This is a genomic window from Epilithonimonas sp., from assembly GCF_032054305.1.
Taxonomy (GTDB): Bacteria; Bacteroidota; Bacteroidia; order Flavobacteriales; family Weeksellaceae; genus Epilithonimonas.
Genome location: NZ_DAMBSX010000002.1, coordinates 127538 through 145825, shown reverse-complemented (window position 1 = coordinate 145825; position 18288 = coordinate 127538). Strand labels below are relative to the sequence as shown.

Here is an 18288-nt window from a genome sequence, read left to right as displayed (position 1 = left end):
TAGAACTTATTCGTGATGATACATTGAGTCAATCAGATTTTTATATTTTTGGATAACAATGTTTCTTTTGATTTTAAGGGTTGGTGTGATCTCACCACTTTGAATTTCGAAATCAGCAGGCATCAAAACGAATTTTTTGATTTTCTCAAAACCAGGCAAATCCTTCTGAATCTCATCGATTAATTGATGATAAAAAGAAAGCACTTTTTCGTTTTTCACAACTTCTACCCAATTAGTAAATGTCACGCCCAAACTCTTTATTTTCTCCGTCATCGATTCGAAATTCGGGACAATGACAGCAGTTACGTAAGGTTTGTCTTCCGCCACCAACATGATTTGATTGATGTAACTATTATTCGAAAACATATTCTCAATCGGTTGTGGTGCGATATATTTCCCGTTGGAAGTTTTCATCAGGTCTTTGATCCTGTCTGTAATCACAAGATTGCCTTCATCATCCATAAAGCCGGCATCGCCTGTTTTCATCCAGCCGTTTTCATCAAAAACTTTCGCTGTTTCTTCCGGTTTGTTGTAATAACCTTTCATCAAACCACTTCCTTTAACTAGGATTTCATCATTCTCACCAATTTTAATTTGAGAATCTCCTAATAATTTCCCTGCTGTTCCGTATTTATATTTTTTAAAAGGAAAAGCGGTAATTGTTGCTGTAGTTTCCGTCATACCGTAACCAACGGTGATATGAATTCCCATTGCATCAAAAAACTGTGTCACTTCTGCTGAAATAGAAGCGCCTCCACAAGGCATAAACCAAAGTTTTCCGCCCAACTTTTTCTTCACTTTACCAAAAACCAAAGCATTGGCAATTTTATTTTTAATACTCAATCCGAGAGGAATACTTTGGCCCAATCGTTTTTTCTCAGAAAATAATGTTCCGTTCTCAATAGCCCAAATGAATATTTTCTTTTTCAAATCTGAACCGGAATTAACCATTTCATTCAGTCCAGCGTAGATTTTTTGATAAAATCTTGGAACAGAACACATCATTGTTGGTTTCACTTCGGTCAATGCAAAAGCAATCAGTTTTGGATTTTCCAAGAAACTGACTTTTGCTCCAAAATGTAAACAAAGCAATGTCCAGCTTCTCTCGAAAACGTGTGTCAAAGGTAAAAATGCCAAAGAATGTTCTTCCTCAAAACGCTTGAACTTGAAAAACTCCATATGTGCATCAAACGCTTTTAGGAAATTGGAATGCGTGATCATCACACCTTTCGGAACGCCGGTTGTTCCAGATGTGTAAATCAGCGTTGCCAAATCATCTTCTCCTCTTTCAACAATTTCCAAATCCTCAGATGCTGATTCGATGAAAGTTTCCAAGTAAGAAGAATTTTCCTTTAGCTTGATATATTTTTTAGAAACAATGATCTGTCTGAGCGATATACCCTTGCTCAAAAGATTTTGACACACATTATATTGTTCCTGATTTCCTGCAAAAATAATTTCCGCTCCGGAATCCTTGATAATATATTCAACCTGGTCTTCGCCGTTGGTAGAATAAACAGGAACTGTAACCGCACCAATCGCCATAATTGCCAGATCAAAAATGATCCACTCGGCAGAATTATCCGCATAGATAGAGACTTTGTCGTTCTCTTTTACGCCATTGGCTATAAGTGCATTGGCAGTTTTAAATACCAATCTTTTGAGTTGATACCAGCCAAGCTCTTTCCATTCGTGGTCTTTTTTGAAACCTAAAGCTGGTTTAGTTGGATATAGGTTAACGTTTTTTTGAAGAAAACTAGTAACGTTGCTCATTAATGATAATTATGATTTAAGAGATCCCATATAATTTTTGAGATGGAAATCTATGCTTTCAGAAACCGGAATAAAGTGGTAATTCAGGGATTCTGTGATTTTTTGATTAGAAACTTTGGAATCTGTTCTTACCGTTTCGATGTTATTTTTACTTAATAATTTCAAAATCGGAAATAACCATCCGAAAAGAAAAGAAATAATCGGTAAAACTTTGTAAATAAACCCAGGAACCAATTTAGCTTTTGGTTTTCCAAGCGCAGTTCTTACTTTATCAGAAACCAAACGGAATTTTTCGTTTTCAGAAATGATGATAAAACGTTCTGCAAAAGCATTTTTTTCCATCAATTCGATAGCAATTTTCGCAACATCTCTTACATCCACATACGCTGTTCCGCCAGGAAAAGTTCTGGAATGAGACGATTTTTTGAATAAATCGCCACTGCTATTTCCCCAATTTCCTGTTCCGATAATTACACCCGGATTGATGATAACCGTATTAAGTCCTTCTGCCGAAGCTCTCCAAACTTCCATTTCTGAAAAATGTTTTGAAATCGAATAGCCAGAATGTTCCAATTTCGGATTGAAATCAGAATTTTCATCCATCATTCCGTTTTCATTAAAACCATCCAAAACAGCAATAGAACTCACGAAAAGAAACTTTTTGACTGATGAATTTTCAACGGCATAAAGAAGATTTTTTGTCCCTCCTATATTGGTTTTATAAAGGTTTTTATCATCTTTCGGATTGAAGCTGACAATTGCAGCGCAATGATAAACTTCCTCGATTCCTTCAAGAGCATTTTCCAAAGACTCAATGGAATCAAAATCTGTCTCTATCCATTGGATCTTATCGAAATAAAAATCAGGCTGGTCTGTATAAAATCGGTAAGAATCTCTGACTTCCTTTAGATTGCTTGACTTTCTTTTTGTCGCACGAACATCTTTGCCTTGCTTTAGCAATTCTAAAGTGATAACTCTGCCTAAAATCCCCGTTGCGCCTGTTACTAAAATCATTCTTAAGAATTTTTAAGCTTTAAAAGTCTAACAATAAGAACGGAATTCAAAACCGAATAAGCCAAAATGACTCCAATGAAAAACCAAAAAGTTCTGCCTTCCAAAAACCATTCTCCATTTCCGGAAAACGAATCCCTGAGAACGAGAAACATCAGTACAATCAAAAAAAGATTGATGATGGCAGAAAAAATCAGAATGATTTTATAAATGGTTTCTTGGTATTTTTTCATTTGAAATTGATTCTACAAAGATAACTTAATTCTTGTAAAAACCTTAATACCATAAAGTGAAATCAATCAGAAATCAGTGTGTATTTTCCTTGATGAACTTAAAAGTTTTTTCAAACATCAATTCGTGGTCAGAATCTTCATTCAATCCGTGATTTCCTTTTTTGATAGAAATCAATTCATTTTTCACATTATTTTTATCAAGAACTTCTTTTAAAATTTCGGATTGTGAATAAGGAACGATTTTGTCCTTGGTTCCGTGAATCATCAATGTAGGAACGGAAGAATTATTAATATAAGTAATTGGTGAATAGATTTTAAGACCATTCATAGCTTCATCTTTTTGCCCTTTAATATCATAACCTGTAAATCCGAAAACGAGTTTGTTCCTGATGTCATAAATCTTTGGGAAAATCAGTTTAAAAATAAAAATCACAAATCCCGGCGCTTTTGTACGAAACAACTTATTCATATCAGACGGTCCGAAATAATCGATAAAATAATTGACTTTTGCCGAATAGTTGGGAAAATCTGAATGTTCTGAAAATTGAGAATCATCTGTATTGGCTGCAATCAATCCAATTTGCGCACCGGCCGAAGCGCCCCAGACCCCTATATTTTCTGAGTCAAAATTATACTTTCCAGCGTTGACCCGAATCCAGCGAATGGCCTCTTTAGTATCTTCAATTGGTGCTGGGAAATGCGTATTTTCGTTAAGCAAAGTATAATTAATACTAACAACCGCATAACCTGCTTTGACCAATCTCAACACAAAATCACTGAGGTAATAATCATCTTTCAAGGCTTTGTTTCCCTGTGCCCAACCACCACCGTGAACAAAAACGAGAACCGGGGATTTTTTATCAGATCTTTGAGGAAGATAAATATCGAGTTTCTGCTGAGTTGTATCTTTTATTTTGTATGTAACATCTTTGTAATTTAAAGTTTCAGAAAGTTTTTTCTGAGCATTGGTAAACGACAAAATAAAAATGAGAATAACAGAAATCGACCATTTCATACAAACATAAATTAAATATGGATTTGATAATACAAGGCTTATACCATCAAATCCATATAAGTTATATTTTGAAATTAATTACAGAAGAAAATCTCTTACTGCAGCATTGAAATCAACAGGATTATTAGCCTGCACCCAATGTTCTGCATTTTTGATCTTGATGAGTTTGTAATTCGGGAATTGCTGTCTGATTAAAAACTCATCCTGTGGAAGAATATAATTGGAATTAGCTCCCGCAATGAATAAAGTCGGACCATTGAAAACACCGAACCTAATCGCATTGGAAACAAACTCTGTATATTTTTCAGCCAACGTCTCAAGATTAAATCTCCAGGCCAGTTTCTTCTCGTCTGTCCAATACAAATTCTTCATCAAAAACTGAATCACAAACTTCTCGTGAATATATTCGCCAAGAACTTTCTCAACATCTTGACGAGATCCAACCGTAGAGAAATCAACCGTTTGAAGAGCTTTTATAATTCCCTGATGATGTGGAGGATAAGCTTTTGGTGAAATATCAGCAACAATCAGTTTTTCAACTCTTTCAGGAAAATTAATAGCAAATTGCATTACGGCTTTTCCTCCTAAAGAATGTCCTAACAAATTGGCTTTTTGAATATTATGAGCATCAAGATAATTCAGGATATCATTGGACAGATCATCGTGCGTCATAGAATCCGAATGGAAACTGCGGCCGTGATTTCTCAGATCCAACAAATGCGTCGGCATCAATTCTCCGAATTCTTTGCCGAAACTTCCCCAATTATCAAGCATTCCAAACAACCCGTGGAATACCAAAAGTGGTGTTTCCGTTCTCTCTTCTCCGTATATTTTTGAATGTAAAATCTCCATTAATAATAAAATATAATTACCACTTTGCCAATCGCTTCAAGTATGCCTGAACCGTATTTTCCAAACCAAGATAAAGCGCTTCCGAAATCAAAGCGTGACCTATGGAAACTTCCAGAAGATTTGGAATATTGTCTGAGAAATATTTTAAATTCTCCAAAGATAAATCGTGTCCAGCATTAATTCCTAAACCAAATTCACTCGCAACAACAGCTGTTTTGAAGTACGATTCTATAGCCAATTCTTTATTTTTAGGATAATTGGTTGCATAGGCTTCTGTGTAAAGTTCAATTCTGTCTGTTCCTGTTTCAGCCGCAAATTTCACCATTTCCGGATTCGGGTCAAGGAAAATTGACGTTCTTATTCCAGCATTTTTGAATTCAGAAATAACAGATTTCAAAAAATCAAGATTCTTTTCACAATCCCAGCCTGCATTGGAAGTAATCGCATTATCAGCATCAGGAACCAAAGTCACTTGTTCTGGCTTCACTTCCAAAACCATATCAATAAAAGGTTTGTGAGGATTTCCTTCGATATTGAACTCGGTTTTCACCAAAGGTTTCAGATCATAAACATCTTTTCTGGTAATATGTCTTTCGTCCGGTCTTGGATGGATTGTAATTCCCTGCGCTCCGAATCTTTCCAGGTCCAAAGCAACCTGAGTTACACTTGGGACATCGCCGCCTCTGGCATTTCTTAACGTTGCAATTTTATTGATATTGACACTTAATTTTGTCATTTTTATTGGTTTTTGGTTGTTAGTTGTTAGTTGTCAGTTTTTTCCATTAACTAACAACAATCAACCGTCAACTGATTATTTTTAAATTTTGTGAACCTGCATTATTTCCAAGTCAAATTCCTTGGATGCCACCAAAAGATGGTCAAAAATATCGGCCTGAATTTGCTCAAAATGTTCCCATTTCGAATCGTTTGAAAAACAATAGATTTCCAGCGGCATTCCTTGCGGTGTGATTTCCATTTGTCTCACCATCAAGGCTCCGGTTTGGTCAATATTCGGATTGTTTTTCAGATAACTCATTGCGTACTTTCGGAAAGTTCCGATGTTGGTGAGTTGTTGACCATTGATGATTTCATCGGAATTAACAAGATTTACTTTTTGTTGGTCTATCTCTTTCTTTTTTTCCAGCAGGTAATCGTGAATCAAATTGATTTTCAGTAATTCTCCGAACAATTGATCATCAAGAAACTTAAAGGATTTAATATTGAAAACAATCGATTTTTTGATTCTTCTCGTATTGGTTTCGGACATCACCTGCATATTTTTGATCTCTGTGGTTAGCAAATCGTAAGTCGGAATCGTAGATAATGTTTTGTCGAAATTTCTAATTTTAGTGGTCAGCAAATCGATATCTTCGATATTACCTTCGATAGAATATTTAGGAATCGCAACCCAGTCTCCAACTTTCAGATTCTTGGAAGTCGCAACGTGAATTCCTGTAACAAAACCTAAAATCGTATCTCTGAAAACTAAAACAATCACAGCAGTAATTGCTCCAAGACTTCCCAAAACAGTCGTTCCGCTTATGCCGAATAAAACGCAAACGGCAATTACTGTAAAGATAAAAACACCGAAAATCCTAACCGTTTGAGATATAGAATTAATGGCAATAATTTTATAGTAATCTTGCTGAATCAAATAATAATTCTGCAAGACTTTAATAAAACGGAAAGCCATATTGGCAATCACCAAAACAATCAGAATCCCAATCAATCTCTCGAGAAAAACAAAGCTTTTCGGATGTCTGTAAAAGATAGAAAACAAAGCATAATTCCCAAATCCTAAAGCCAAAATATTAGCCACAGAATTAGTGACTTTAGCCTTATAAATAGACTTCATCACAGGATATTTCTCCTTGTCAAAAAAATATTTGAAGACGAGATTGATTCCGTTTTTTAGGGCAAAGGCTACAATGAAAATCAGAAAAATAAGAAGCGCAAATTTGAAGGTGATCTGACTCGCCAACACAAACTCATCAGGAAAGAAATCTTTGCAGAAGAAATGAATTTCGTCACTGATTTGCTGAAGAAAATCTTTATAATCTATGAGTTCATTTTTCATTTATAGGAATTATTTCACAAATTTAAGGATAAAAAAAATCTTTTGGCATTACTTTGAATGTTGTATTTTTAAATAAATTTAAAAACTATGGATTCTGTTTTTATCGACATTATCGCTTTGGTTCTACTTTTTGTAGGAATGCTGGGAACATTTCTCCCAGTTCTGCCCGGATTACTGTTGAGTATCTGCGGATTACTGATATTCAAGTTTGGAACAGAAAATAATATGCCAATGATGTATGTCTGGATCTTTGTTTTCCTGACGCTTGTTTCCACAGTTCTGAATTATGTTATCCCCGCAAAAACCAACAAAAAATATGGAGGAACACGCTACGGAAGCATTGGTTCTTTTATAGGAACTCTTCTGGGATTATTTTTTATACCGATTCCATTAGGATTTCTGATAGGAATGTTACTAGGTGTTTTTCTTGGAGAATTATTGCACGATATGAACGACCGAAAAAAAGCTTTCAATTCTATGAAAGGTGCTTTTATTGGTTTTATTTATGGAACTGGATTTAGTTTGATGGTTGGACTGGCAATGTTTTTGGTTGTTGGTTATTATATTTTCTTTTAAAATTGTAAATGATGAATTTCAAATCACTCTTATTCGCTCCGATCTTATTATTGGTGAGTAACTGCAAAACACAGTCACAAACGCAGACTTCTGAGAATGGAAATAATACGATCACAATCGGAATCAATAAATCGGCAAAAATCCCAAATTCCAAGATAAGTCTGGAATTCCGGAACATTGCAGAGGACAGCCGTTGTCCAGTTGATGTAACTTGCATTTGGGAAGGCATTGCAAAGGTCGACGTAGAAGGAACTGTTGGAAACCAGAAAACCAATTTTCAAGTTGGGACAAGAGATTTCCTACAACAGAATGTAAGCAAGTCTTTCAGTTTTTCAGGGTATAGATTTACATTAACCGATCTAAAACCGTATCCCGGCGGAAAAGAAGAAAGCGAATCCGTGACATTTAAATATGAGAAAGAAGAATAATCCTTAACCACAAAAGTCACAAGATTTTAAAAGTTAATTCTTTTTTTATCTTTAATTTAGAATTTTATTATTTTCTTTTATGAAAAAATTCTAAAAACTCTCCCACTCTCAAACCCAAATTATCCCCAAACAATAGGCTTTTTTCCTTTCTCCAAAAGATAATTATTGATTTTTGAAAACGGTTTGCTTCCAAAAAAACCTCGGTGAACGGAAAACGGAGATGGGTGCGCGGATTGGATAATGAAGTGCTTGCTTTGGTCGATCAATACAGATTTTTTCTGTGCAAATGCACCCCAAAGAACAAAAACTACATTTTGTTTTTTATCAGAGATCTGCTTGATGATATAATCGGTAAAAGTTTCCCAGCCAAGGTCTTTGTGCGAATTTGGCTGATGTGCCTGCACTGTCAAAGTCGCATTCAGAAGGAGAACGCCTTGTTTCGCCCAATCTTGAAGATCTTTGTTTTTCCTTTCTATTCCAATATCGTCCTTTAACTCGATGAAGATGTTTTTAAGCGAAGGTGGTGCTGTAACACTTTCAGAAACCGAGAAACAAAGTCCATTGGCTTGCCCATCGTTATGATAAGGATCCTGACCAATGATCACGACTTCCACGTCATCGAATTCCGTCAATTCCAAAGCGCGGAAAATCTCATTTTTTGGAGGAAAACATTTGGTAGAGTTATATTCAACTTTTACCTTATTCCAAAGATCTTCAAAATAGTCACTTTCTTTGATCGGTTTCAAAACTTCTTTCCAGGTCATTTTCAGATATTTTTACAAAATTAGATTTTACAAATCGATTAAAGCAAATCTATTGACTTTTCCTGTGAATTAAAGTTAATTTCTCTTAAAAGGTCTTTGGCTTAATTTTTAATGTAATAAATTCGGGCAAAATTTAACATTTATCTGTAAAAATAGCTCAAATTAGAATGAAAATCTGGAATAGTATTATTTTCTCAACAATATTTATGGCTAATTTATCTGCGCAAAATACAATTATCGTCGGAACTTACACCAATAGTGATAAGTGCAGCAGCGGCGGAATCCATATTTTTGATTTTGATGAAAATACTTATAAATATAATCTCAAATATCGTACAGAGAATATCATTAATCCAAGTTTCGTGAGTTTAAGTCCGGATAAAAAATTCTTGTTCTCGGTCAATGAAAATGGAGATAAAAGTACAGTGACCTCATTTGAAATTGATGAAAACGAAAGCAGATTAATAAAAAAAGATGAGAAAAAAACGCAAGGTGAAGACCCTTGCTTTTTGATTTCTGATGAGGAAAATGTAATTGTTGCCAATTATTCCGGCGGAAGCATCAATGTCTTCAAAAGATATGCTGATGGAAAATTATCCGATGTCGTTCAGAATATCAAGTTCGAAGGTGTAGGCGTGGATCCAAAAAGACAGGAAAAATCACACATCCACCAGGTTCAGTTTTCTCCGGATAGCCAATATGTGTTGGCAAATGATCTAGGCTTAGATAAGATCTATGTTTTCAAATACAACAAAACCGGAGAAAAAGTCTTGGAAAAAGTTGGCGAGTTTGATGCGAAAAAAGGTTCCGGGCCGCGCCATATAGCTTTCAACAAATCCGGAAAACTGATTTATCTTGTTCAGGAACTTAGCGGAGATCTATCGGTTTTAAGCTTTGATGACGGAAAAATACAATTGATCCAGGAAGAAACTTTGTTGTCAAGAAAAGTTAGGTTCAATTTCAGGGCAGCTGATATTCATTTATCTGATAATGAAAAGTTTTTATATGTCACGAATCGTGATGATGCAGATGACATTACCACTTTCAGAATTCTGAAAGATGGAAAAGTGAAAAAAATTCAGCAGATCAAAACGACTGGCAGAAATCCGCGAAATTTTGCCATCAGCCCCAATAACAAACTGGTTTTGATAGCGAATCAGGATACGAATAGAATCAACATTTTCAGCAGAGATCTGAAGTCGGGGGAACTTGCTCCTACAAAGAAATCCATACCTGTTTGCGCACCAGTCAATGTGATTTTCTATGAAAAAGGAAAATAATTCATTACACACATAATATTTTAATAAAATTTTAGTTCTAATAGCTTAATGTTCGAAGACTCGATGTTTGATAAAAAAATTATTCTTTCATTTTTTCTGATTTGTTGTTCCGGATTGCTTTTTTCGCAAACCGAAAAAGAGAACGAAATTGAAAGTGTTACCATTAAATCGGTAAAGAAATATAAAAATAAAAAAGAGAATCCAGCCTATGCAATTATGCAGCAAGTTTGGAAAAAAAAGAAGTCCAACGGGCTTCTTCTGCACAAGGACTACAAATATAAAACTTACGAGAAGATCGATTTTAGATTAGATAATATAGATAGTTCTTTTACAAAAAAGAAAGTATTCAGAGGTTTAGATTCTATCATTTTCAAATACAACGATTCTTCTGAGATTGCAGGAAAAGCAGTTTTACCACTTTTCATAACAGAAAGTATCTCCCAGATCTACGGGAAAAACAATCCTAAAAAAGAAAGGAAAGATCTTCTGGCCATTAGAAATTCCGGACTTAAAAACAATCAGATCGTTGCGAAGACCATTCAGAATATGTATAAGGACATCAATATTTATGATAACACCATCAATTATCTAAATCTTGGTTTTACAAGTCCTGTTTCCACAGACGGTTTCGGCGTTTTTGATTATAATATTACCGATACGATCGAGGTCAATACGGTAAGAAGCTACGAGATTCGTTTCACTCCAAAAAATCCTGAAGCATTGGCTTTGAAAGGTCGACTTTATATTTCGATGGACAAATATAATGTGATGAAAGTGGAGATGGAAACTAATAAAAGGATCAACATCAATTTTGTTAAAAATATTGCTACTGATCTGGAGTTCGATAATCCGGATGATTCCACTTTTATTCCGACCAGAAACGAGACTACGCTTAATCTTGTCCTCAACGATAGAGATGGCGCAAAAAGTGTGATCGCAAAGCGTGTTGCGAATTATTCCAATTATGAATTTGATAAAGGGATAGATGATTCCTTTCTTAATAAGGTCTATATTCCTGAAGATTATCTGGTTGATAAAGACGAAAATTATTGGCAGGAAAACAGAACCGAAAAACTGACCGAAAGCGAACAGAATATCTACAAAATGTATGACGAACTGGAAAATGTTCCGAAATATAAGAGGATTGTAAAACTGGTCCAGATTGGTAATACAGGCTATATTCATTTTGGAAAATGGCTGGATTTTGGAAATATCTTTCAGACTTGGGGATATAATGATATCGAAGGTTTAAGATTAAGAGCTGGAGCCCGAACTTACTTTGGTAAGAATGACATGTGGAGAATCCAAGCTTACACCGCTTATGGTTTCCGTGATGAAAAATGGAAATTCGGAGGTGAAGCAAAATATATGTTTAATAAAACCAATCGTTTCCAAATTGGTGGCGGTTACAGACAAGACGTTTTGCAGCTTGGAGTTCAATTGACGACTGACGAAGGAATTATGACACGTTCGTTTGCGTCTTCTTCTGTTCTAAACAGCGGTGAAACAACGTCTATGAGTTCGGTGAAACAATACAATTTTTTCACAAGTATAGAGCCTTGGAAAAACTTCCAGATCAAGTTGGATGCAACAACTCAAAATATTAAATCTGCTGATTCCAATTTATTCAACATCGATTACTATAGACAAGGCGTTCTTAGAAATGATCTGAACGATACAAGACTGACTGCAACCATTATCGCAAGACCTGGAATCAAATTCTCCACTTACGGTGTTGACCGATACGAGATGACCGCTTTGGCAACCAATCCAACTTTGATCCTTAAATATACCAAAGGTGTTGGAGGCGTTTTTGATTCAGATTTTAATTATAACAAACTTCAGTTTTATTATTATCAGCCTGTGATCTTAGGAAACTGGGGAAGACTGTTTGCAAATGTGGAAGTTGGGAAAAACTTTGACGCTCTCCCACTCGCTTTACAAAATGTTTTGCCTGCCAACCAATCTTATGGCTTGGTAAGAGGTGTTTTTTCTTTAATGAATTATTATGAATTCGTTGCTGATTCTTATGCGGTTTTGTTTTTGGAACATCATTTCAACGGAAAGATTTTGTCTCAGATTCCATTGATTAAAAAATTGAAACTAAGAGAGGTTGCATTTTTCCGTTCCGGAGTTGGAAGCCTGAAACAGCAAACCATCGACATGAATGCAGGAAGTTTGAAATTGACTGCTCCTGACAAACCTTATTATGAATATGGCTTTGGTATAGAAAATATCGGTTGGGGGAATTTCAGAATATTGAGAGTTGATTTTAACTGGAGAGGAAATTACCTGAATAATAAAACGACCAATACAGATGTAAGAAAATTCGGGGTTCAGTTTGGTTTCCAGATGAATTTTTAGGAAATTTGTGACTATGCAGTTTTAAGTCTGCAGTATGCCTAATTTTCCAATCAAAATTTTATCAATGAAAATCAAAAAAATCGCTTTACTATTAAGTTTTTTAATTTTTACAAGTCTTTATTCTCAAAAGCAATTTGTATTTTTTGGTTCTTACAATTGGGAAAAAGTTTCTGAAGCTGTTTACGTTTATGAACTTGATATGGAAAGCGGAAAATTAACAAAAGTAACTTCGTCATCTGATGTGATTAATCCAGGTTATATTACGATTTCGCCTAACGGAAAATATATTTACGCTTCATCTGATGCTAAAACTCCGAATTATGGAACTGTAAGTTCGTTCGCTTTTGATGCAGATAAAAAAACTTTGACTTTCCTAAATCAACAAAAAACCGGTGGGGAAAATCCTGTCTATGTGAATGTTGATAAAAATGGAAAATGGCTAATCAATGCAACCTATAATCAAGCAACTATCTCCATTTTTCCGCTTTTGGAAAATGGAAAGATAGATTCAATCGCACAACATTTTACATTCACAGAAGGAAGTGGCGTTGATGCGAAAAGGCAAGAAAAAGCACACACACATTCTGTTGTTTTTACACCCGATTCCAAAACGGTGCTTTTTGCCGATTTAGGCGCAGATAAAATTTTGCAATATCCTTTTGATGCGAATCAGAAGCAACCTTTGATTGATAGCCAAAGTACGTTCATCAATACAAAACCAGGTAGCGGACCGAGGCACATCACTTTTAGCAAAGATGGAAAATTGGTTTATTCTATTGAGGAATTGGCTGGGATGATTTCAGTTTATGATTTTTCTGATAACAAGCTGAAAGAAATCCAGAGAATTGCAACGCATCCTGATAAAATCAAAGAAGGTTTTGAAAGTTCTGATGTTCATATTTCGCCAGATGGAGAGTTCCTTTATGCGACCAACAGAGGAAAAGAAAACAATATTGCGATTTTCAAAGTTTTAAATGATGGAAAATTAGAATCTATCGGATATCAAAAAACAGGCGGAAAACATCCGAGAACTTTTGCAATAGATGAAACTGGAAAATTCATTATTGTGACCAATGTTATTTCGCAAGATGTAACCGTTTTCAAAAGAAACTTAGAAACCGGAATGTTGAAGAAAATTGGAAAACCAGTCAAAATCAAAAATGTGACTTGTGTGAAAACTAAGATGTATTGATATTGAATTTAACGCAAAGTCGCAATTTTTTTATAAATAATAATGCTAAAAAGTCGCAAAGTTTTCATTTGCGACTTTTTTATAATTAGATTCCAAGCTATTCTTGCGACTTTGCGTTAAATATAATTCTATCTTTGCAAAATGGACGTTAGAGCAAAAAAACATCTTGGCCAGCATTTTCTTACAGACCAGAATATCGCACGCAACATTGTAGATTCGCTTTCTTTTGAAGGTTACAAAAAATTATTGGAAGTCGGTCCCGGAATGGGCGTTCTTACAAAGTTTCTTCTTGAAAAAGAATCAGAAATCTATGTGGCGGAAATCGATAATGAGTCCATCGATTATCTTAAAAAACATTATCCAAAACTGGAAGAACAACATTTTGTTGGCGACTTTTTGAAAATCAATATTCCGGAGGTTTTCAATGAAGAATTGGCTGTGATTGGGAATTTCCCTTATAATATCTCATCTCAGATTTTGTTTAAAATTATTGACAATTTCCAGTTTGTACCGGAAATGAGCGGGATGTTCCAAAAGGAAGTTGCCGAAAGAACCGCGGCAAAACCAAGAACAAAAGACTACGGAATTTTGTCTGTTTTGGTTCAGGCCTATTATGATGTGGAATATCTTTTCACGGTTCACGAAAATGTTTTCAATCCACCACCAAAAGTAAAATCCGGCGTTATCCGAATGACCCGAAATCTGAAAGAAGGATTGGCTGGAAACGAAGTTCTTTTCAAACAAATTGTGAAAGCTGGATTTGGGCAGAGACGGAAAAAGATGAGCAATGCACTGAAAGTTCTCGGTATTCCTGAAAATATGAAATCGCATCCTTTCCTTGACATCCGTGCGGAGGAATTGTCTGTTGCAGATTTTATTGGTTTTGCGAATGAGTGGAAGTCTAGTTTGAGAGTTTGAGAGTTTGAGAGTTTGAGAGTTTGAGAGTTTATCGGAAAACTAAATTATAAAACCCAATATTATCATTCCAGAGAAATCTCGACAGCGAAGTTTAGATTCCTCAGGAATGAAAAAATGGTTTGATAATGTTCTATTACCGGCTAACACTTTATTAAAAGATAAATCCCATAGCCCCGATTGCAGCGGCATCCTTTTTTGTTTTTGTGCGTTTAGTTCAATTCAAAGACAAAAATGTCTAAAAACAAAAAAAGATATAGCGGAAAGCGGGATAAGCTCCTAAAAATTTGTTTTAAAATCCTTATTTTTGTGTTATGGAAAAAGTGGTATTGGTCAATCCTCAGGATGAAGTTTTGGGACAAATGGAAAAAATGCAGGCGCATGAAAATGGACTTTTGCATCGTGCATTTTCGGTTTTTCTGTTCAATGAAAAGGGAGAAATGCTTTTGCAGAAACGTGCCGTCCAAAAATACCATTCGCCCAACCAATGGACCAATGCTTGTTGCTCACACCCGAGATTGAACGAATCTTATCTGGATGCAGCGAAAAGACGTATAAAAGAAGAACTGGGAATAGATTGTGAATTGACGGAAAAGTTTCATTTTATATATAAAGCAGATGTTGGAGAAGGACTTTGGGAACACGAACTGGATCATGTTTTCACAGGAAACTTCGATGGCGAATTTGATTTGAATCCTGATGAAGTTTCTGAGATTCGATATGTTTCCATCTCTGATCTACAACAGGAAATTGCCGAAAATCCAAACAACTTTACAGAATGGTTCAAAATCATTTGGGCCGAATATCGTAATCAGTTGAATTGATATAGGTTTAGATTGTAATTCGCAGGTTAATCGAGATTCAAAATAATTGTTTAACTTTATTATCAAATCTCTATTTATGAAAGCTTTGGTAATTGGTGCAACCGGCGCTACGGGAAACGACCTTGTGAATCAACTTTGTCAAGATTCTGATTTTGATGAGATTGATATTTTTGTGAGACGACGTTCGGATTTTCATAATGAAAAAGTCAAAGCACACATCATAGACTTTGATAATCCGGAAGAATGGAAACATCTTGTAAAAGGCGATGTGGCTTTTTCTTGTCTTGGAACAACTCTGAAATCAGCAGGCAGTAAAGAAAACCAAAAAGTCATTGATTACGATTATCAATTCAATTTTGCCAAAGCGGCAAAAGAAAATCAGGTTGAAGATTATATTTTGGTCTCTGCTTACGGCGCCAATCCTGATTCTAAAATCTTCTACTCCAGAATAAAAGGTGAATTGGAAGAAGCTGTGAAGAACTTAAAATTCAATAAGACAACTATCTTCAAACCCGGAATGCTGGAAAGAAAAAATAGTGATAGAAGTGCAGAGATCACAGGTTTGAAAGCCATTAAATTTCTTAATAAATTGGGGCTTTTCAAAAGTCAACAGCCTTTGCCTACCGAAATATTAGCCAAAGCAATGATTGTAGCTTCTAAAATCAAATCAAACAGTTTCTCCGAGATTAAGCTCCACAGTATTTTTAGTTTTGCAGAAAAGAAAACACAATAAAAAAATCCAATCAAATATGATTGGATTTATATTTCTAATTATTTCTATCTTTCAGATATTTTTGCCATTCCCAAGTGGTTTTAAGCGCTTCTTCCAAAGACGTTTCAGACTTCCAATTGAGTTCCTTTTCGGCTTTGTCTGCATTGGCATAAGCTACTGTAATATCGCCTTCTCTTCTTGGGCAGATCTGATATGGAACGGGAACATCATTTGCCAATTCGAATGCTTTTACCACTTCTAAAACCGAAGAACCTTTTCCTGTTCCGAGATTGTAAATATCCAAAACAGTTTCTTCCTCGGAATGTATCAGTTTCTGTAAAGCTGCAACGTGCGCTTTTGCCAGATCTACAACATAGATATAATCCCGAACTGCAGTTCCATCTTCCGTTGGATAATCGTCTCCCCAAATGCTCAATTTTTCTCTGATTCCCGCAGCTGTTTGAGTCACATAAGGAACCAAATTATTTGGAATTCCTGCCGGAAGTTCTCCTAACAAAGCTGTTGGATGTGCACCAATCGGATTGAAATATCTTAATAGAGTAACCCTTTTGTTATAAGCTCGAGAAAAATCTTTCAGGATATCTTCGCCCATTTGTTTGGTTTTTCCGTAAGAAGATTCGGCTTCTTTCAGAGGTGTATTTTCATCAATCGGCATTTGGTCGGCTTGACCGTAAACCGTACAAGACGAACTGAAAATAAAGTTTGAAATATTTCTTTCTTTGAATTCCTGAAGAACATTAATTAATGAAAACAAATTGTTCTCATAATATTTCAAAGGCTCAGTCATACTCTCTCCTACGGCTTTTGAAGCCGCAAAATTGATACAACCTTCGATATCGTGTGCTTCGAAAACTTGCTGCAATAATTCTTTTCTTCTTAAATCAAAAGGATAAAATATCGGACGTTTTCCCGTAATTTCTTCGATATTATCAAGGATAAACTTTTCCGAATTTGATAGGTCATCTACAATAATGACATCAAAATTGTGATTAATAAGTTCTACAACCGTGTGAGAACCGATGTAACCTAGACCGCCTGTTACAAGTATGGACATTTAATTAATTATGAGTTATTAGTTTTTTCAAAGAATTCCAAAACAGAATCTGTAATATATTTCAATTGCTCTTCATCCAATTCTGTATGCATAGGAAGAGAAATAACCTGATCTAGTAATTTATCTGTATTCACAAAATCGGCTGGATCACTTTCCTGATAATAAGCTTTTTGTTTTCTAAGCGCAACCGGATAATAGATCATCGCAGGAATTTCTTTTTCTGTCAAGAATTGTTGTAACTCATTTCGTTTCCCGTTTAAGATTCTCAAAGTATATTGATGAAAAACGTGCGTGGAATTTTCTGCTCTTTTCGGAGTCAAGATATTTTCATTGTCGGCAAAGGCTTCGTCGTAATAATCGGCAGCTTTTCTTCTCGCCTCGTTGTAAGAATCTAAGTTTGGTAATTTCTTTCGCAAAATCGCAGCTTGGATGCTGTCCAACCTGGAATTAACGCCAACTTCGTCGTGATAATAACGCTCGTACATTCCGTGGTTTACAATTCCTCTTAGTCTATGCGCCAATTCATCATCATTAGTAAAAATTGCACCCCCATCTCCATAGCAGCCTAAGTTTTTAGAAGGAAAAAATGATGTTGTTCCGATTGTTCCCATTGTTCCGGATTTTTTCTCTGTTCCGTCAGAGAATATGAAATCAGCACCAATTGCTTGTGCATTATCTTCAACTACATACAGGTTATGTTCTTTCGCAATTTTCAGGATTTCTTCCATATTTCCGCATTGTCCAAAAAGATGAACCGGAATAATGGCTTTTGTTCTTGGTGTAATTGCTTTTTTTATTGCCTCTGTATCAATGGTAAAGGTATCATAATCAACATCTACCAAAACCGATTTCAATTGTAATAAATGAATCACTTCCACTGTTGCAGCAAATGTAAAATCAGCAGTGATAATTTCGTCTCCTTCTTTCAAATCAAGAGCCATTAGCGCAATCTGAAGCGCATCTGTACCATTGGCACAAGGAATCACATGTTTAACATCCAAATAATTTTCCAAATCAGCTTGAAAGGATTTCACTTCCGGACCATTTATAAAAGCCGCAGAATCCATCACATTCAGAACTGCATTGTCAACTTCACTTTTAATTTTATAATATTGGCTTTGTAAATCAACCATTTGGATTTTCTTCATAATCAAATATTTAAATTTTTAAAGGATTCTTATACATTGAATTAAAATA

At 35.3% G+C, this 18288-nt stretch carries 18 protein-coding genes; 9 read left to right on the top strand and 9 right to left on the bottom strand.

The annotated features are described in order from the left end of the window. Nucleotides 1-6: 6 nt before the first annotated feature. Both RTX21_RS04595 and RTX21_RS04590 read right to left on the bottom strand, forming a co-directional pair. Nucleotides 7-1773, bottom strand: a complete 1767-nt coding sequence (locus RTX21_RS04595; RefSeq protein WP_312765639.1) for a long-chain fatty acid--CoA ligase — start codon at nt 1771-1773, stop codon at nt 7-9. Nucleotides 1774-1782: 9 nt separating this feature from the next. Beyond that, the gene (locus RTX21_RS04590; RefSeq protein WP_312765638.1) at nt 1783-2787 is read right to left on the bottom strand and encodes an NAD-dependent epimerase/dehydratase family protein; all 1005 of its coding nucleotides are present in this window, start codon (nt 2785-2787) and stop codon (nt 1783-1785) included. 75 nt (nt 2788-2862) lie between these two features. Between RTX21_RS04590 and RTX21_RS04585 the strand changes: the two genes are divergently transcribed. After that, the gene (locus RTX21_RS04585) at nt 2863-2994 is read left to right on the top strand and encodes a hypothetical protein (RefSeq protein WP_312765637.1); all 132 of its coding nucleotides are present in this window, start codon (nt 2863-2865) and stop codon (nt 2992-2994) included. A 96-nt stretch (nt 2995-3090) separates the two neighbouring features. On the opposite strand, the gene RTX21_RS04580 is transcribed toward RTX21_RS04585, so the two are convergent. From RTX21_RS04580 to RTX21_RS04565, 4 genes are all read right to left on the bottom strand, one after another. Next, complete coding sequence (locus RTX21_RS04580) at nt 3091-4032, bottom strand: alpha/beta hydrolase (RefSeq protein WP_312765636.1); 942 nt, start codon at nt 4030-4032, stop codon at nt 3091-3093. A gap of 78 nt (nt 4033-4110) precedes the next feature. Further along, entirely contained in the window at nt 4111-4884 is a 774-nt protein-coding gene (locus RTX21_RS04575) for an alpha/beta fold hydrolase (protein ID WP_312765635.1), read from the bottom strand. Nucleotides 4885-4900: 16 nt separating this feature from the next. Further along, on the bottom strand, nt 4901-5620 hold the full coding sequence (locus tag RTX21_RS04570) for a pyridoxine 5'-phosphate synthase (RefSeq protein ID WP_312765634.1): 720 nt from the start codon (nt 5618-5620) through the stop codon (nt 4901-4903). A gap of 81 nt (nt 5621-5701) precedes the next feature. After that, complete coding sequence (locus tag RTX21_RS04565; protein ID WP_312765632.1) at nt 5702-6961, bottom strand: mechanosensitive ion channel domain-containing protein; 1260 nt, start codon at nt 6959-6961, stop codon at nt 5702-5704. Nucleotides 6962-7048: 87 nt separating this feature from the next. Between RTX21_RS04565 and RTX21_RS04560 the strand changes: the two genes are divergently transcribed. Both RTX21_RS04560 and RTX21_RS04555 read left to right on the top strand, forming a co-directional pair. Further along, complete coding sequence (locus tag RTX21_RS04560; RefSeq protein WP_312765630.1) at nt 7049-7537, top strand: DUF456 domain-containing protein; 489 nt, start codon at nt 7049-7051, stop codon at nt 7535-7537. Between the two features lie 8 nt (nt 7538-7545). Then, nucleotides 7546-7965: a hypothetical protein gene (locus RTX21_RS04555; RefSeq protein WP_312765628.1), complete on the top strand. Its 420-nt coding sequence runs from the start codon at nt 7546-7548 to the stop codon at nt 7963-7965. A 119-nt stretch (nt 7966-8084) separates the two neighbouring features. Here RTX21_RS04555 and RTX21_RS04550 read toward each other — a convergent pair whose 3' ends face one another. Next, nucleotides 8085-8729 carry a uracil-DNA glycosylase gene (locus tag RTX21_RS04550; RefSeq protein WP_312765626.1) on the bottom strand — a complete coding sequence of 215 codons (645 nt, stop codon included), beginning with the start codon at nt 8727-8729 and terminating at the stop codon, nt 8085-8087. Nucleotides 8730-8896: 167 nt separating this feature from the next. Here RTX21_RS04550 and RTX21_RS04545 point away from each other — a divergent pair, with 167 nt between their 5' ends. The 6 genes from RTX21_RS04545 to RTX21_RS04520 all read left to right on the top strand — a co-directional run bounded on the left by RTX21_RS04545 (nt 8897) and on the right by RTX21_RS04520 (nt 16037). Next, nucleotides 8897-10009 carry a lactonase family protein gene (locus RTX21_RS04545; RefSeq protein WP_312765625.1) on the top strand — a complete coding sequence of 371 codons (1113 nt, stop codon included), beginning with the start codon at nt 8897-8899 and terminating at the stop codon, nt 10007-10009. A gap of 48 nt (nt 10010-10057) precedes the next feature. Continuing rightward, nucleotides 10058-12373, top strand: coding sequence for a DUF5686 family protein (locus tag RTX21_RS04540; protein WP_312765623.1), 2316 nt, complete (start codon nt 10058-10060; stop codon nt 12371-12373). Between the two features lie 64 nt (nt 12374-12437). Then, the gene (locus tag RTX21_RS04535; RefSeq protein ID WP_312765621.1) at nt 12438-13565 is read left to right on the top strand and encodes a lactonase family protein; all 1128 of its coding nucleotides are present in this window, start codon (nt 12438-12440) and stop codon (nt 13563-13565) included. Nucleotides 13566-13706: 141 nt separating this feature from the next. Next, entirely contained in the window at nt 13707-14483 is a 777-nt protein-coding gene (gene rsmA, locus RTX21_RS04530; RefSeq protein WP_312765620.1) for a 16S rRNA (adenine(1518)-N(6)/adenine(1519)-N(6))-dimethyltransferase RsmA, read from the top strand. 311 nt (nt 14484-14794) lie between these two features. After that, nucleotides 14795-15304: an isopentenyl-diphosphate Delta-isomerase gene (gene idi / locus RTX21_RS04525; protein ID WP_312765618.1), complete on the top strand. Its 510-nt coding sequence runs from the start codon at nt 14795-14797 to the stop codon at nt 15302-15304. A gap of 76 nt (nt 15305-15380) precedes the next feature. Further along, nucleotides 15381-16037: an NAD(P)H-binding protein gene (locus RTX21_RS04520; protein ID WP_312765616.1), complete on the top strand. Its 657-nt coding sequence runs from the start codon at nt 15381-15383 to the stop codon at nt 16035-16037. 34 nt (nt 16038-16071) lie between these two features. Here the strand turns inward: RTX21_RS04520 and galE are convergent, their stop codons facing one another. Beyond that, nucleotides 16072-17091 (bottom strand): UDP-glucose 4-epimerase GalE, encoded by a 1020-nt coding sequence (gene galE, locus RTX21_RS04515; protein WP_312765615.1) that lies wholly within the window; start codon nt 17089-17091, stop codon nt 16072-16074. A gap of 8 nt (nt 17092-17099) precedes the next feature. Continuing rightward, entirely contained in the window at nt 17100-18239 is a 1140-nt protein-coding gene (locus RTX21_RS04510; RefSeq protein ID WP_312765613.1) for a DegT/DnrJ/EryC1/StrS family aminotransferase, read from the bottom strand. Nucleotides 18240-18288 lie beyond the last annotated feature (49 nt).